13 protein-coding genes are annotated in these 15,822 nt (G+C 59.4%); 10 read left to right on the top strand and 3 right to left on the bottom strand.

From position 1 onward, the window contains the following. Positions 1–49: 49 nt before the first annotated feature. Positions 50–220: a hypothetical protein gene (locus BM374_RS38770; protein ID WP_177248555.1), complete on the bottom strand. Its 171-nt coding sequence runs from the start codon at positions 218–220 to the stop codon at positions 50–52. A gap of 389 nt (positions 221–609) precedes the next feature. Here BM374_RS38770 and BM374_RS27280 point away from each other — a divergent pair, with 389 nt between their 5' ends. The 10 genes from BM374_RS27280 to BM374_RS27325 all read left to right on the top strand — a co-directional run bounded on the left by BM374_RS27280 (position 610) and on the right by BM374_RS27325 (position 13,181). After that, positions 610–1,464, top strand: coding sequence for an amidohydrolase family protein (locus BM374_RS27280; protein ID WP_092299460.1), 855 nt, complete (start codon positions 610–612; stop codon positions 1,462–1,464). Positions 1,465–1,492: 28 nt separating this feature from the next. Further along, positions 1,493–3,049, top strand: coding sequence for an NAD(P)-binding domain-containing protein (locus BM374_RS27285; RefSeq protein WP_092299464.1), 1,557 nt, complete (start codon positions 1,493–1,495; stop codon positions 3,047–3,049). Positions 3,050–3,091: 42 nt separating this feature from the next. Then, positions 3,092–4,432, top strand: a complete 1,341-nt coding sequence (locus tag BM374_RS27290; protein ID WP_092299467.1) for a coproporphyrinogen-III oxidase family protein — start codon at positions 3,092–3,094, stop codon at positions 4,430–4,432. A gap of 308 nt (positions 4,433–4,740) precedes the next feature. After that, positions 4,741–5,730 (top strand): ATP-grasp domain-containing protein, encoded by a 990-nt coding sequence (locus BM374_RS27295; RefSeq protein WP_177248556.1) that lies wholly within the window; start codon positions 4,741–4,743, stop codon positions 5,728–5,730. Positions 5,731–5,733: 3 nt separating this feature from the next. Further along, the gene (locus tag BM374_RS27300) at positions 5,734–7,089 is read left to right on the top strand and encodes a hypothetical protein (RefSeq protein ID WP_143270251.1); all 1,356 of its coding nucleotides are present in this window, start codon (positions 5,734–5,736) and stop codon (positions 7,087–7,089) included. A 21-nt stretch (positions 7,090–7,110) separates the two neighbouring features. Next, positions 7,111–8,370 carry an ATP-grasp domain-containing protein gene (locus BM374_RS27305; RefSeq protein ID WP_092299477.1) on the top strand — a complete coding sequence of 420 codons (1,260 nt, stop codon included), beginning with the start codon at positions 7,111–7,113 and terminating at the stop codon, positions 8,368–8,370. A 4-nt stretch (positions 8,371–8,374) separates the two neighbouring features. After that, complete coding sequence (locus BM374_RS27310) at positions 8,375–9,595, top strand: ATP-grasp domain-containing protein (protein WP_177248557.1); 1,221 nt, start codon at positions 8,375–8,377, stop codon at positions 9,593–9,595. A gap of 36 nt (positions 9,596–9,631) precedes the next feature. Continuing rightward, positions 9,632–10,936, top strand: coding sequence for a phosphatidylserine decarboxylase family protein (locus BM374_RS27315; RefSeq protein ID WP_092299484.1), 1,305 nt, complete (start codon positions 9,632–9,634; stop codon positions 10,934–10,936). 39 nt (positions 10,937–10,975) lie between these two features. Continuing rightward, positions 10,976–11,818, top strand: coding sequence for a hypothetical protein (locus BM374_RS27320; RefSeq protein WP_143270252.1), 843 nt, complete (start codon positions 10,976–10,978; stop codon positions 11,816–11,818). Positions 11,819–11,912: 94 nt separating this feature from the next. Next, positions 11,913–13,181, top strand: a complete 1,269-nt coding sequence (locus BM374_RS27325; RefSeq protein ID WP_092299490.1) for a cation:proton antiporter — start codon at positions 11,913–11,915, stop codon at positions 13,179–13,181. Positions 13,182–13,896: 715 nt separating this feature from the next. Here BM374_RS27325 and BM374_RS27335 read toward each other — a convergent pair. Together BM374_RS27335 and BM374_RS27340 are read right to left on the bottom strand one after the other, a co-directional pair. Continuing rightward, complete coding sequence (locus BM374_RS27335; protein WP_092299496.1) at positions 13,897–15,183, bottom strand: cytochrome P450; 1,287 nt, start codon at positions 15,181–15,183, stop codon at positions 13,897–13,899. Further along, on the bottom strand, positions 15,143–15,790 hold the full coding sequence (locus BM374_RS27340; RefSeq protein ID WP_177248558.1) for an acyl-homoserine-lactone synthase: 648 nt from the start codon (positions 15,788–15,790) through the stop codon (positions 15,143–15,145). Before BM374_RS27340 ends, BM374_RS27335 begins: the two co-directional genes overlap by 41 nt. Positions 15,791–15,822 lie beyond the last annotated feature (32 nt).

The raw sequence follows: 15,822 nt of genomic DNA on the forward strand, positions 1-15,822 counted from the left end.
AAGCCAACAAAAAGCGGGGAATGGCAGGAATTGCCATTCCCCATCGACATCACCAAGCCAATGGGTTGGCAGCAATTTCCTTCAGGAGCACTGCGGCCTCTTCGCCGCTGGATATGTGCACCAAAGCCTTATCCCATGCGTCTCTTTGAGCTTTCAGCCTCGCATCATTGGCCTTGCGTTGGGTGTCCAACAATGCTTTCAGGTTCGACACTGCATCCATCAGATCCTCCATCAGTAAGCGGCGTCAAATGACGCTCTCTATCAACGAGAGCGCCATATGCTAATACGACTTTTGCGCGAAATCAACCAATGGACGCAAACTGCGCCATTACAACCCGACCGTTCGCGGGTGAGAGCGCGCAGGGCAATGCGAAAGCCAAATTGCGTAGACAACTTGCAAATGAGGCTTGGCTCTCACTATGCCGAGATGCGCGATTCTGCCTGTGATCCTCCCAATCAGCCCAGATGCGGAATGACGGAATCGTGAGCATTCAAGCTTCAGCGAACGCACAACTAGACCGGGCACATTAATCGTTGCGCTCCATTATGGTGTTGTGTATTAGTAAGTGTGACTTAATAGATAACGTCTCTAGGTTGTGAGGTCGCAAAATGAACTCCCGCTCGGATGTTATCGATTTTCATGTACATGTCGGCGATTTCCGGCGCTTGCGGGCCGACATCCAGCGCCTGCTGCTTCAGCTGAAGGCCGAGCAAGACTTCAATCTGGAAGAATTGATTTCGCGCCCCAAAGAGCTCGCCAGATACCTGCGACGGGAGGGCGTCGAGAAGGCGGTGATCCTTGCCGAGGACGGGCCGGGTACCAACTACCACATCACAACGGAGTTCGTTTGCGACTTTCGCGATGCAGCGGCTGAAGAAGCGGGCATGTTCATTCCCTTTGGCTGCATGAACCCCACCTACACGTCCAACATTATCGAAAAATACGAATCTGATCTGAGCAGAGGAATTCGGGGCTACAAGCTCTACCCCGCCGATCACAACTACCATCCGATCACCGACGAGCTGATGCGGTTCTACGAGCGGCTCGACAGCGACGGACTCATCCTGATGTTTCACACAGGGACGACCGGGCAGGATGATGGCATCGACGAATACGGCGATCCCGCAATATTCCGCCCGATTCTCGAAAGCTTCCCGTCGCTGAAGGTCGTCATGGCGCATGCCGGCAAAGGCAAGCCCGCCTACTGCAAGGAAGCCGAGATCTGTGCGTTACAATATGCAAACTGCTATCTCGATACGGCGTTCATTGCAGCGGACAAGCTGCTCGCCTACCAGCCGAACCTGGAGCGTTTCTCCCACAAGATCCTGTTCGGCAGCGACTGGCCAGCCGGCGTGCGTTCGCTGTCCGGCCACATCGCCGCACTCGGTCGTTCTGGCATTTCGAGTCAATCGCTCGACCGCATCCTATCCGCCAATGCCCGCCGGGTGCTTCAGTTGAATTGAACTGCGCTTGATCGACAGGTGAATTGCAATGGAACGGTTCGACATCGTGATCATCGGCGCCGGTCCAGGCGGCGTACAATTGGCCTTGACGCTCAGAGAGATCAGCCGGCGTGGCCATGCTAAGATCAAGTACTGCATCATCGAGAAGGAGAGCGCACCCGGCGGTTTCTTTAAGCGATTTCCGGTGCATGGTCAGCTGATCAGTAACAACAAACTGTACTCAGGACGGGATCCCAAGAGCCGGTTTGCCGAGCGCTTCGACTGGAACAGCCTGATCACAGAAGACCGGGAGATTCTGACGAGGAATTACTCCCGGGATTTCTATCCGCGCAGAGAGATCATCTGCAAAATGCTGCAGGACCTGTGTAGCCGCTATGCCCTCCCGATCAAATATGATCTGACGGTCACCAGCGTTGAGCGGCAGAGCGACGGTCAGTTCCTGATCGAGACGGAGCAAGGCCCGGTCAAATCGCAGCTCGTCGTTGTTGCCACCGGGCTCAAGCCAATCACGGCCACAATTCCCGGGATAGAGCACGCGATCCCCTATGCCGAGATGGGACCAGCCAGTCGCTATCGCGACCAGCAGGTCCTGATCATCGGCAAGGGCAATAGTGGGTTCGAATGTGCCAACCATATCCTGAACGAGGCTTCAGTCATCATGTTGGCGAGCCGCAATCCGGTGCGATTGGCGTTTCAGACGCACTATGTCGGCAACCTGCGCAGCATCAATGCCCTGGCCATTGAGAACTATCAACTCAAGCACCACACCGCGCTTCTCGACTGCGAGATCAAGCAGATCGAGCGGTTGTCCGATTCATACAACGTTACCGTCGCCTACAAGCACGCCAACAACGAGGTAGAGAGCCTGCGCTTCGATGCCATCATCGCCGCAACGGGCTTCACCGGTAACCTGGATGTGATCGACGAGACGTTCGCGCCGCCGCGGCTCCACGGCAAGTTTCCCGATATCGACCACGAGTTCGGATGTCGTGGCGTCGAAGGGCTCTATTTCGCCGGCGCGCTCACTCACGGGCCCGACTACCGTTCATTTTCCTCCAGCGGCTTCATCCATGGCTTCCGCTACAATTCAGTAGTGCTGGCGCACCATGTCGCCGCAAAGCTCGGAGTGGTCGAGGCGCCCGCCTGCATTGCCGGCGAGCGACTGCTGGATCACCTGATGATCGAATTCGAGGAGGATGCCGGGTGCTATCTCCAGCCCGGCTACATCGGCCGATGTTATCGTTGCACGGGCGACGGAACATGGTCGGACCTCGGATATCAGACACGGCGCTGGTTCGATACGGCGCCACCCTCGGACGCCACCCTGCTCCTCGCCACGCTGGAATATGGGGACATCCACACTTTTCCGAATGTCATGGAGATCCCGAGGAGTCCGGGCGACCCCGACAAGAGCGTTCATATCCATCCCGTGGTCCGAGCGTGGAACAGGGGACATTCGCGGGAGGTGCATCTGGAGGAAAGCCTGCTGAACAGGTTCAGCGGCATTACCGCCAATCGCCAACGCCTCGAGGGTTTTCTCGCCGCGCTAAACGTCCGCGAGCCTACTCTGCTATCGGCGATGTGAGCCGGAAAGCCCAAGACCTTCAAATGCGGAGATCGAAAAGCGATGACGTACGATCAGCTCTTTCCGGTAACCCATCACTTCTATCCGCTGCAGCACTGCTCCGACCCCGAGCTGTCGCCATTTTCCGACTTCGTACGCGGACTGGGACAAAGAAAGCGCAAGCCAACCGACAATCTCATCTACCTTCACATCCCATATTGCGAGAAGCGCTGCATCTTTTGTCCCTTCCATGTCCGCGTCAAGCGAGACGAGACGATCTTCGAGCGCTATGTCCGCGCGCTCGAGCGCGAGATAGAGATGCTTGCTCGGCTTCCCTATGTCGACGACATGCGCTTCAAAGCGGTGTATTTCGGCGGAGGCTCGCCCTCGATGCTCAGCACCGCATTGGTGCGCCGCCTCTACGATGCCCTGCGCAGCCATTTTGACATTGACCAAGATGCCGAGTGGACGTTCGAGGGGGAGCCCCACAGCCTCTCCGATCCAGAACTTCTGTCCTATCTTGCGGAGCAGGGCACCACGCGACTGAGCTTCGGCGTTCAGACCTTTGATCGCAAATTGCGAGAGACGTTGAATATCGCCGCAACTGTGGAAGATGTAATCGACTGTACCGAAGTGGCGAGAGCGGCCGGCATAGGAGAGATCAACATCGATATGATGTTCTTTCTCCCGGGCCAGACGCCGGCGGATCTGGACGATGATATCGCGGAACTCGCCCGGCATGACTTCGACAGCATCGACTATTACTACATGTCCTACTACGGCCTTCCACAGAAGGCGTTCCAGGATATGGAAACCGGTCTGTTTCCCAAGCGGCCACCTGAAGGAGCCAGATTCTCAATGAACCGGCAGGTGCGCGAGCGCATGTCCGTGGCAGGCTACCACCACGTCACGGATCACGTTTTTTCGAGGTCGCAAAAGGGGTCCGAATATTATCGTCTGCTCTGGGGCGGCGGCTTTGGGCGGCATGATGCCGAGACGCTCGGCATTGGAGCGTCGTCACGCGGCTATATCAACGGCTATAGCTACGCCAACAACGTGGCGCACGATGCCTATATGGCCGAAGTCGAAGCCGGCAAACTCCCGGTCTTCAAGGTCTCGGATCGGCTGCGTGACGAGCGCAACAGAGGCCTCGTCTTCTTCCCGAAGTTCTTCTCGATCGACGAGAGCATGGTGCCAGACGACGGCCGCACCATGACCGTCCTGCAGAAATTGATCGACGGCGGATTGGCACGCCGGCAAAATCACACCATTGCGATCACTGAAGATGGCAAAGACTGGATTCCGAACATCACCGTCGATCTCTTCGAGCGTGAACAGAGGACGATCAATGACAAATGGGTACAGCAACTTGCTTCGCGATTTTCCAACCGCGTCACCTTGTAGCAATCCAGCATGGCGCGTGGCCGTCTTTCGGTGACAGTCGATAGCATCCTGCGTCAGGGAAGGGACCAAGTGTGACGCAAACCATTGCCGTGATCGGTGTGCCATGGAGCGTTCATGAACTCGTACCGGCCGTACGGGATGCCAAGAGCCTCGGCGCGCGTTTGCGGCTAGTCGATACGCAGGACATGCTGGACCGAATTGAGGCATCGCTCGATCTCGAGATGGTTCCGGTTGCCAATTTGACGGCTCCAGAGATTGTTGCGGCGCTTGGGGACGGCCGTGCGGATTGCGTGGTGTCGATCACGGAGATGACCCTGGAGCTTGCCGCTGAAGTGCGCGAGCTGCTCGGGCATGTTGGAACCTCGACGAGCTCCGAGCGCAGCATCACTGACAAAGCCCTTACGCGCATTGCGCTCTCGGAGAGCGGCCTGACCCACGTGCAATTCTGGCAGACGTCGCTCGCAGAGCTACGGTCGCTCGTCCAGACTCTGCAATTGCCTCTGATCGCCAAGCCGCGCGCTCTGACCGGAAGTACGGCCGTCTGCCTTCTGAGCACAACAGCCGATCTCGAGTACCTTGAGGCCCAATACGACCACGCCGAGGCCGCCGACCGAAGCCGCGACCGCCTGCTCCTCGAGCAGGTCATCGCCGGGGAAGAAGTGAGCGCTGAGGCAATGGTGGTCAATGGCAAGCTCACGCTTCTCGCCATCACCGACAAGTTCAATACCGGCAAACCCAATTTCTTCGAGGTCGGCCACATCATGCCGAGCCGCCATACCACAGAATGGTCGATGAAAGTCGCCGAATATCTCCAACGGATCGTGGAAGTACTCAGCATCGTGACCTCGCCCATTCATGCCGAGCTGAAGCTGACCGACAGGGGGCCCGAGCTGGTTGAGATCCACAGCCGTTTCGGAGGTGGCAACATTGTTCGGCTGCTCGAAGACGCATTTGGCATTCGCGCATTCGAGATCTATTTTGCCGCGATGCTACGGGGATGCGCGCCTCGCGCCGTCAGCGCGAGGCAGTTTTGCGGTGTCGGCTTCTTCACCGGCCGCATCGGGCAGGACTATCGGCTAAAGTCGTTTGATTTTCCTCATCCGGGGACCATCGTCGAGATCGATTTCAACAGACAGCGTAGGCCAAAGTTGGAGGCCTATGAAGGTGTCAGACTGCAATACTGGCGCCCGGGACACTGCTTGTTCGCCTCGGACCGCTACCATGAGATCTTCGAGAACGTGTCGTTCGTCGTCGACCGGCTATGCGGAGCTGGAGCCACAAGCGCGCGGGGAGCATGAGCCGTGGTTTTCGCGCCAGCCCTACAGATACTCCGCCCGTTACTATCGGTCGCCAGTCGTCGCGCCGACTTCGGAACCGCGTTTGCGCGCTTTCCGAGCGAGTTTCTCTCTCATCACGCTGGCTATGCAAGGGTCCAGCCTGCGCTGCTCCCGCTGGGGGTGCCGAACGCGCTGGCTGGGCACATCTGGCGCGCCACCGCGACCGTGCTCTCGCAGCTGAAGGACATTTTTCACCGGCAGGCCGAGAGCAATCCGGCTGAGTGGATGCGCGGGCTGGGCTATACCGAGGATGAACGCAACTGGTTGCAGACAATGGCCGATCCCCGGTCGGTCCAGATCGCCACCTCGTTCGCGCGCGCCGATTTCATCGTAAGCGAAGCCGGGCCGAGACTCGTCGAGGTCAATGTCGGGCCCACGATCGGCGGCATCGGTGTCTTGGACCGGTACAGCGATGTTTTCGACTTGACTTGCAGGGACCTGATCGGCGGCTCCCCCGCGAGCGGAATTTCGCTGCCGCGACCGGCAGTGATCTGGTCGCACGTTCTGCGTCGGCTCGCGGGATCCGACGGGTCGGCCGGGAATAGACTGAGAATCGCGCTGGTCGTCGCTGATGACGAAATCGATATCCCTCATCCACACGAGGCAGCAAGTTACCTCCGCCGCGAGGGAATGACAGTCGACATCGTCTGCGTCGACGAAGTGCGGTTCCATGATGCGCGCGCGGAGACGCCGCGAGGTCGCGTCGACGTCGTCTACGCCTGCTTCACCTATGATCAGTTCAGGACTCCGGTCTATCGGAAATTCGCCGAACAGGCGATGGCCTGCCATCGTGCAGGCGGCCCCCTCTACATCTCGCCGCCGGCGTTCACGGTATTTGGGAACAAGGCGATGTTGGCGGAGGTCGGCGATAACGCCGACTTGGCCAACGCGAGCCTGCTTCTCAAGACGCGGCGCCTTGCGCCCGATCTCCTCACCTTTGCTTCGGCGAACCGAGGCGCGCTCGTCCTGAAGCCTTCGATCGGTTATGGCGGCGATGGAGTTGTGGTCGGCGCCGACTGTGAGCAAGCGGCCTGGAACGATGCCCTCGACCGTGCCACCCAGGCGCAAGCGGCGTACGTTCTGCAGGACTATGCCGCCCCATCCCCGATTTTGATGCCGACGTGTCAGGGCTCGATCGCCTACCATTTCAACATTGGCTGCCTGTCCTTCGGCGGGCAGTTCGCTGGTCTTCTCCTGCGTCAGGTACCAGCAAGCTCGCAAAGCGTCACCAATTGCAAGCAGGGAGCAACCTTCGCGGCTGCTTGCATTGTCGATGACGACACCGCGAGCAAGCTGGCTAAGTCTGCGGGTGAGGATTAGCAAAAAGACCTGGTGAGGCCGATGACTGTCGGAACAGCACTCATTGTTCATCCGGCGCCGGACGAAACCATGCTACGCGCGCTCCTATCCGAATGCGCGAACGTGGTGGTGATGAGTGCGTCGAACGGGACAAGCAAGCCGACCGATCGACAGGCGAGCATCACACGGCACGTTTTCACCAGTCAGCAGCATCTCGTCGCTTCGGCGCACGAGATCAATCGTACCAGCCGCATCAGCGCGATCCCAACTGTTTGGGAAGGTGGAGTCGAGGCAACAGCTGCGCTCAGTGCCGCGCTTGGATTGCCGGGCAACTCCATTGCCGCCGCCCGAGCCGCCCGTGACAAGCACGAGGCGGCATTGTGCTTCGAACGACACGGCGTTCCCCACCCGCGCACGATGGTGGCTTCCGCGACCACAGAGGAGTGTAGCCGCATCGAGAGTGAGTTTACGTATCCATTCATCGTGAAGAGCCCCTGGTCTACGAACAGCCAGTCGGTCACTCTGGTTCGAACGCGCGAGGAGCTGAACGGGGCCCTGGCCATGTTGAAGCGCCTGTACAGCCCGAACCGTGACAACCGGCTCTTCGGGCTCTACGCCCAACGGGCCGCGCAGCAGCCGGTGCTGGTTCAGGAATACGCCGATGGGATCGAGCTGAACATCGATCTCCTGATCGCGCCCGATGCGCACCGTCTGCTTGGCATATTCGAGAAGTATCCGATGCACGGTCCAACCTTTGAGGAGGTCCAGAGCGTCTACCCGCCACGTATCCGCGCCTCCGAGATGGAGGAGTGTGTTCAGGCCGCGGTGGGCGCCGTCAGGGCACTCGGCGCAACCATCGGAGCTGCGCATGTGGAGCTACGCTTGACGAAGGGAGGACCGGTAATTATCGAGGCGGCGCTCCGGCCGGGCGGCTTCCTCACACCGCTGGCGATAAATCATCTCACCGGAGTTCACCCCGTCTCCGCGTTGGCGCGGCTTCTGATGACGGGCGAGTTTCCTGACATCGAAAGTCTGCCGGCCGGCGTTTCGTGCCTGTATGGCGCGGTGAATTGCGGCATCGAAGGACGCATCAAATCCATCTCGGGCGAGCGAGCGGTCAGGAACTCCGTGCCGGGTCTCTCGATGTTCAAGCTCCTGAAGCAGCCCGGTGACCGCCTCGTTCCGCTGCCGTTGGGTTCGGACTACCACATCGCAAGCTTCATGCTGGTGGGAAGTCGCCGCGAGACGCTCGAGACCGCCGCACAGGACATCCGGCGTCGCGTGAGAGTGGATGTGGAGTAGTCCCATGACATGTTTGGTGATCATCGGCACGCCCCGAACCGACTACACGCTCGCTCAGTCGATCATTCAGGCTCGCTTACGCGGCATGGACGTCATTCTGGTCGATAGGCCGTCCCAGCTCGAAGGGTGCCGAGAGTTGCTCCCCGACGCAAGCAGGATCGGCCTCGACCAACTGGATGCAAAAGGGGTCGTCGAGGCGATAGGCGGGCTCAATCCTCGATTCGTCGTTTCCTTTAGCGAGTTCAATCTTGAGCTCGCGGCGCAAGTCCGCGAGCGCCTAGATATCGATGGACCGTCCGTGACTGCGGTCAGGCGAACCCGGAACAAACATGAGACCCGCAGCCGCCTCAAGGCATGCGAATTGACGCAAGTGGACTTCCAGGTGACGACGCTGATCGAATTGGACAAGGTCACCGAACGGTTCGAGGCGCCATTTGTCATCAAGCCCGTGTCGATGACGGGCAGCATCGGTGTCCACGCAGTCCGATGTCGCGCCGAGGTCGCCGCGTTCAAGGCCCGATTTGTCGATCCGGCGGCCGAAGAAGAGCGCCGACGACAGTTCGTCATCGAGGGCTTCCTCGAAGGCGAAGAGTTCAGCATCGATGGGATCTATGCCGCCGGCAAGTTTCATGTCTTTGCCGTCGTACAGAAGCGCACGAATGGATTCCCGAACTTCGCTGAGGTCGGACACACAGTACCGGCTCGCCCGCGCGACGATGTCGATTGCGGCGGCTTCGTCGCGGCCGTTGCAGCCGCGCTCGACCTCGATACGACACCGATCCATGCAGAGGTGAAGATCAGCGGGCGCAACATCGAGCTCATCGAAATCCACACGCGGTTCGGCGGCGACTACATTCCCATGCTGATCGAGAACGCATTCGGGTACAATGTCTTTGGCGCCTACTACGATGTCCTGCTGGGCCGCCAGCTTCCGGCAGTGAAGCCAGTGCGCGCCGTGACCGGCATCCAGTTTCTTCATGCAGGCGAGCTCGATCGCATCACGCGCCTTCCGCGCGCATGGCCCGGCGTCGACTATTGCCTCCGCTTGACCAGGACCGAAACGCACGATGCGACGCTCGACCACGACAACATCCGCATCTTGAACCATCGGATTGGTCATATCGTCTTCAGCGCGGCGGACCATGACCTCGCCGATGCCTTTATCGACGGTCTTTATGCGTCGGACGACGCTTTCGTCACCGGACGGGGTGAGGTTGGGATGTAAGTACGTAAGCCGGAAGGGATCAAACAGGAGGGCATCATGGGCGACGAGAACGTAAACGCTGTGCAGGAGCTCAACGAGAATTATTCCCGCAGCTTCGGCGTACTCGCAGGCTACCTGCCGCAGGATCGCAACAGCATCGATGAATGGCAACGCGCGATCGTCGAAGAGGCCCGCAACGAGACGGACGACGTCAGGCAATATGAGACGTCCGTTCAGGAACTGGCGACCCTGATCGAACGCAACGGCATTGTCCGGATGTATGTCACGGAGATGATCAACCAGGTGCCGGCCAGATACAAGACGGTCACCACCATTGGCGAACTCCTCAAGGCGCTGAACCACATCATCAAGCATGCGCCGAGATACAATCCCGATCCGAAGAAGCAGAACTTCTTCCCCTTCTACACCCTCTTTCTCTACATGATGTATACACCCGCCGGAGCCGTGGCGTTCAGGAATGATGCGTTTAACTCTGCCCTTTGCGGGATTCTCGACCAGTGGCGCGCTCTTCTCGACTCGCCGAAGTCCCAGGACGTGTTGAACGAGGGCGAGTTCGGCTGGCTCTCGCCACCCGCACGCAAGTATTGCGGTCTCGATGAGTTCATCATCCCGGATCGCCACGCGCCTCATTGGGGATTCAAGTCGTTCAACGACTTCTTCCACCGCCAGGTGAAGCCGGAGTGCCGTCCGATTGCTGCGCCCGACGATCCTGATGTGATCGTATCTGCCAATGACGGGACCGTCTATAAGCTGGCGCGGAAGGTCCAGCGCTCCGATCTATTCTGGATCAAGGGCCAGCCCTACTCGCTCGTCAACATGCTGGACAATAGCCCCTTCGTGGACAGATTCGTCGGCGGCGACGTGTTGCAGACGTTCCTGGCCGCGAACAACTACCATAGATGGCGGGCCCCGATTGCCGGGGTGGTGAAGGAAGCGAGGCGCGTGCCGGGGCTGATGTTCAGCCAGCTGCTCTCGCTCGGCTTTCACCCGGACGATCCCACCAAGCTCCCGCAAGGATACGACTCGAGCGTCAACGCGAGAGGCCTCATCTTCATCGAAAGCGACGAACGTTCACTCGGGATGGTTTGCGTGATCCCGGTTGGAATCACCGAGGTGTCATCGGTGACAATCGAGGTCGCCGTCGGGCAGCGGGTCAATAAGGGAGATGAACTCGGCTACTTTAGCTATGGCGGCTCGTCCCTCTGCCTGGTGTTTCAGAAAGATGCGATCGATCACTTCACCATCGTGCCCCCGAACGTGGGCGCCGATGAAAGCTGGTCGGCCCCCGTCAAGGTCAACGCGGAGATCGCCGTCGTACGCTCGTCACACCGCGCGCCCTGAGTGGAGCGCGGACGACCGCGCAATAGAGAGGAAACAGTCATGCTGCGAATGCCCGCAATCATGTCGACGCTGGCGGCCATCACCGGCCTTTCGATCCTGCTCGTGTTGTTAAGTTCGGCAAGATCCGACCCAAGCGAGGGCTTTCGTTGTGGCCCTGGTTTTCTCACCTATTCTGTCCAGGTGCAGCAAGGTTCGACCGGCGGCGGCGTGCGCTGCGTGAAATTCATCGACTACCAGCTTGTCGACGGTCAAATCACAGGCGTGTACTGGTACGGCGAAGGCACCCTGAACCAATATATCTATCGGCATCTCGGCAACGTGTACCTCAGGAAGGATCCGGCGACCGGCGCTACCACGATCGTCAGCTTGGCCTCCGATATCTACGGAAATGGCGAGAACGCGAAATTCTCGGCGAATGACCTCAAGCTGACGCCGATCAATGGCCAAGATCTCATCCAGGAGACCAGCGAGTGGCCTGAGAAATGGATCCTGGAGAAATCGGGCGTTGCGAATTACACGAGCCATCTGGGGCCGGTCGCAAACTGCGGCCGCTTCTTCACCAAGCTCACGGTCGCCGCCGGTATGGGCGTCCGCTGCGCAATGCGCTCGGATCGCGGCGAGGAGTATCCGGACCTGGTCTGGTATGGCGATCAGGAGAACGGATCGCATCGACATCTCGGCATCGTGACGGGCAAGGACGCCAGGGAAGCGCGAGCGACCGCCGTCGCATTCTGTAGCAAGGGGACCTGTCCGGCGCCTCCGGAAGGTCGCCTCGTTCTCACGGGGCTCAACCACTGCGATGAGCCGTTCAAGATCCGCGTCTCCGGCGACTGGAACGAACTTTGGACAAGCGCCGAGCGATTGAGTTGCGCAACGCGGTAGCCGCAAGGTAGCGAGCGGCGCGTTCATGCGTTGCCGCGAACCTGGCAGTCTCCCGATACCTGCATTTTAACAGATCACAATCATGGGGTGACCGATGTATCAAACGGAAAGCGTTCTCAGTTCGGTACTTCTGCAATTGGTGATCATTGTAATCGCCGCGCGCTGCGCCAACGAACTTTCGCGTCGTGTGGGTCAGCCGGGTGCCGTAGGAGAGATTGTCGCGGGACTGATGCTCGGGCCCTCTCTGCTCGGCTATCTTGCGCCGAGTGTGTCGCAATTCCTCTTCAAGTCGTCGGCCGCCGCGCCGATAGCCATCATCAGCCAGATTGGCCTCATCCTGCTGATGTTCCAGATCGGCAGCGATTTCGAATTCTCGCACTTGAGAAGCGGACGCAACCGAAGGATGGCGATCGCAGTCGCCGCCGCCAGTGTCACCGCGCCGCTAGTCTGTGGCATATTGATCGGTCGCGTCGCGGCGCCGATTCTGGCTCCCGACGTCGACGTTTTCACCTTCAGCCTCTTCATCGGCGTCTCGCTTGCCATCACGGCCGTGCCGATCCTCGGGCGCATTCTGCACGAATATGGCTTGAGCCGTACAGAGGTCGGCGTCATCGCCATCTCGGCGGCAGCGTTGAACGACGTCGCTGGTTGGATTCTTCTTGCTGGCACGGCCGCCTATGCATCCGCGGATTTCTCCGCACAGCACACTGCATTGCAGATCGGCAGTATCGTCACCTTTGCTGTCGCACTGAGGTTCGGCGGCCCGCCCCTCGTCAACTGGCTCTTTCAGATGTTTCCACTCGTCAACGGGCGGGTCTCGTCGAATCTGATGGCCGCGACAGTCGCCCTGCTCTTTGCCTCGGGCATTTGCACCTACATGATGGGCATCTTCTCTATCTTTGGCGGATTTGCGGCGGGCCTCCTGTTCTATCGCAAGCGCGAGTTCGTTGACGCCTGGCGCCATCAGATCGGGCATTTCGTGCTCGTGTTCTTCCTGCCGATTTTCTTCACCTATACCGGCCTGCGCACCAACGTTCTGGGTCTGACGACTCCCTCGGACTGGGCGTGGCTCTCGTTGATCCTGGCTGTTGCCGTGCTCGCAAAGGTCTTCCCCGTCTACGCTGCAGCCCGACTGTGCGGCTTCAGCCAAGCGGAATCCTCGGTGATGGGGGCATTGATGAATACGCGCGCCTTGATGGAGCTCGTCGTCGTCAACATCGGCTTTGATCTCGGCTTCATTCCGCCGGCTGTGTTCACGATGCTTGTGATCGTAGCCGTGACGACCACCGTGATGACAGCGCCGCTGTTGCGCGTCCTCCTGCCGCGTACGGGCCATGTAATCCCGCTCGGCGTCGAAGCGTAAGCCGCGAGCCCGGCCAGTTTGCCGCGTCACCCTTGCATCGGGTTCGGCGGCAACTCTGCCCAAACCGCTGACGTCCGGCGCTAAAAGCAGACGGACGCTTCGGTAAACAGGAGGTTGCCTACTTGCCGGAGCTGGACGCTTTCGCTGCCCGGCCGGGGAGCGGTGCACGCCTGGGTCAGAACGGCGGATCACGCGATGGTAGCAGGAGCATCTGTTCGAGGCTGTGCAGCATCGCCTTGATGCAAACCCGCACGCCATGCATTGCCCTGGAGGGCGATTACAGGTTCGCAACGAGGAAGGGGCTTACCTGCCCTTGCCGGAAGGCCTCGAACTGGGCATAGTAACCCCGTTGTCGTTATCTGTTTGATCAACCTCCAGGCGAGCCATTTCGAGAATAACGAGGACGAAGGTCAGATCGGCCTCCTCCGCGCATGCAATTGCTTCATCAAGTGCTTTGGAAAGTCGTTCAATGTTCGCTCGCCGTGTCATTGCGCTATCCATGCCGAAGGAACCCAGATGGACGACTCCTGGCTTGCCGAGCTTCTGCGATCCCAAAAGACACGGGACGCTTCGCGCGATGCTGTCGAAGGTTTGCTATTACTCAAGATGTTCATCAGGCTCTCACCGGAGCAGCGCCGCAAGATACTCGCCCTGGTCGAACGATACGTTCAGCACTAAGTGCAACGCTCGTGCGCCCGGGGTGATCTGCCAGCATCTAGGCGACATACCGGTGCCTCACCTGACCACGCGGCCGCAATCGCAATTCGATACGCGGCGGCAAGAGTGTGATCTGAGGCGTTGGCTTTCCTGCCGGAACGCTGGACAGGACTTCCAGACTACAGGATGCCGACAACTCGAGCGCCAGCAACTGGAGCTCAAGCAAACCAAGGCCGATACCAACACAGGCGCGCGGCCCGAGGCCAAACGGCATGAAGGCCGGCGTGTTGTAGGCACGGTCAAGCCGGAAGCTGGCCGGATCGCTCCAGTAACGTTGATCGCGCTGCAATTGCCATGGACTGATGATAAGCGAAGTTCCGCGCTTCAATTGTACGCCCGCGATTTCCTGGGGCGTTCGTACTTCCCGCGAAAACCAATAGAAGGGGGGATAAAGCCTCAGTACCTCGCGCGCCACCCGAAGGCTGATTTCGGCTTTCGGTAGTCTGAGCGGATCTATCTCTCCGGACTCATCCGTGATCGAGTGCGATTCGTCCGCGAGGCGCATCGCAAGTCCGGGCTCAGTTGCCAGATAATAGAGCAACCAGGCAGCGGCGTTTCCCGTGGTGTGATGACCCGCGAGCAGTAGCAACAAGATCTCATCGCGCATATCGTCAGGGGGCAGATTGAGACCCTGCAAGGCCTGCACCAGGGTACCCTCACGCGCGCGGTTACGGACGCGATCTACGACCTCTCCCATGATGGCCCGACTTCGTCGCAGTTCGCACCGCTTCGAGAGGCTGCGCCATGGCATGCGCGGGAAGACTCGAAAGAGACTATCGGCCATTTCCTCTTCCGCAACATGGACGGCTTCCATCAACGCCGATTCATCGGCTGCTGTCAGTGCTCCGTGCCCGAACAGCACAGCCACAACCATTCGCAGAGCCAGGGGTGCAGTCACTTGATGGGCATCGAACGACCGCTCGTGGGTCAGAAGCGATGCCTGTCGTCGGATCAAACCTGCGATCCGCGGCACGAAGTCATTCATGATGCCGCGCGCAAGATGAAGATGGATGACCGCGCGTCGTCGTTGATGCTCCGCACCGCTCAAAGTGATCGAGCTGCTGCCGATAACCGTCCGGAGCTTGTGGACTAAGCGCCCCTTGTCGATCGAAGCTTCGTCCGCTCTAAGAACGGACTTGGCGATTGCCGCGTCCGTCACCAGAAAGACGGGTGAGGGACCAAGGTTAAGTCGAACGAGAGATGCGGCCCCCTGAGAGCTGCGCTCCTCGAACAACGCGAGTGGATCACGCCGAAAGGCGTTCACATCCGAAAATGGATGCTTCATCGCTGATCTCCATGAATTGAGTGAGTGAAAGAAGCGCCCTGAGCGCGGGCGTAGGCTCTTGAGGAATTGGTATCTCGCCGGCAACTGCCAGAATCCACGCTCCGTCATCGCGAAATCCGACGATCTGGGGGTTGCCGTAGCGAGAGGTCGGAAGGCCAATGCGGTTAAGCAGCCTCTCGTGATTGAGCTCGGCCAGCGCAACCAGGCCAACGGCGTTGCGTGCCAATGCAAATCGGATCAGGAGACTATAAAGGACCGTGCCGGCCTGCCGGTGGGCGGCCACAACGCCGAAGCGGCTGATTTCCACATAACCTGCACAGGTTGGGAATGGCTTGTGCGTGGCCATATGCGGAAATATCGTCTGTGCCAAATACGGTCGCTCGCAACCGATAGCGCGGAAGCAACCAATCATTTCGCCGCCTATCGACAGGCCGCAGTAGATGGCGTCATCGGTGTCGAATTGGTCCCGCTCATGGCCGCTGTCGACCGAAAGCGACCAGCCGAGCTCCCGTACGAAGAGTGCGTATCGCAGCCTAAACAAGGCCTCGGCGAGGTCAGGGCGCCTCGCGGCAGAAAAGAACGTCGCCGTGTATCGCGGTTGTTGCACGTCCCGGCTCCCCATGACCTTGCGTCAGCTGG

Source organism: Bradyrhizobium sp. Ghvi, from assembly GCF_900115265.1.
In the GTDB taxonomy this organism is placed as follows: Bacteria; Pseudomonadota; Alphaproteobacteria; order Rhizobiales; family Xanthobacteraceae; genus Bradyrhizobium.

Coding starts and splice junctions, on each gene's coding strand:
- BM374_RS38770 (WP_177248555.1), bottom strand. CDS start 220: ATGGATGCAGTGTCGAACCTGAAAGCATTGTTGGACACCCAACGCAAG.
- BM374_RS27280 (WP_092299460.1), top strand. CDS start 610: ATGAACTCCCGCTCGGATGTTATCGATTTTCATGTACATGTCGGCGAT.
- BM374_RS27285 (WP_092299464.1), top strand. CDS start 1,493: ATGGAACGGTTCGACATCGTGATCATCGGCGCCGGTCCAGGCGGCGTA.
- BM374_RS27290 (WP_092299467.1), top strand. CDS start 3,092: ATGACGTACGATCAGCTCTTTCCGGTAACCCATCACTTCTATCCGCTG.
- BM374_RS27295 (WP_177248556.1), top strand. CDS start 4,741: ATGACCCTGGAGCTTGCCGCTGAAGTGCGCGAGCTGCTCGGGCATGTT.
- BM374_RS27305 (WP_092299477.1), top strand. CDS start 7,111: ATGACTGTCGGAACAGCACTCATTGTTCATCCGGCGCCGGACGAAACC.
- BM374_RS27310 (WP_177248557.1), top strand. CDS start 8,375: ATGACATGTTTGGTGATCATCGGCACGCCCCGAACCGACTACACGCTC.
- BM374_RS27315 (WP_092299484.1), top strand. CDS start 9,632: ATGGGCGACGAGAACGTAAACGCTGTGCAGGAGCTCAACGAGAATTAT.
- BM374_RS27320 (WP_143270252.1), top strand. CDS start 10,976: ATGCTGCGAATGCCCGCAATCATGTCGACGCTGGCGGCCATCACCGGC.
- BM374_RS27325 (WP_092299490.1), top strand. CDS start 11,913: ATGTATCAAACGGAAAGCGTTCTCAGTTCGGTACTTCTGCAATTGGTG.
- BM374_RS27335 (WP_092299496.1), bottom strand. CDS start 15,183: ATGAAGCATCCATTTTCGGATGTGAACGCCTTTCGGCGTGATCCACTC.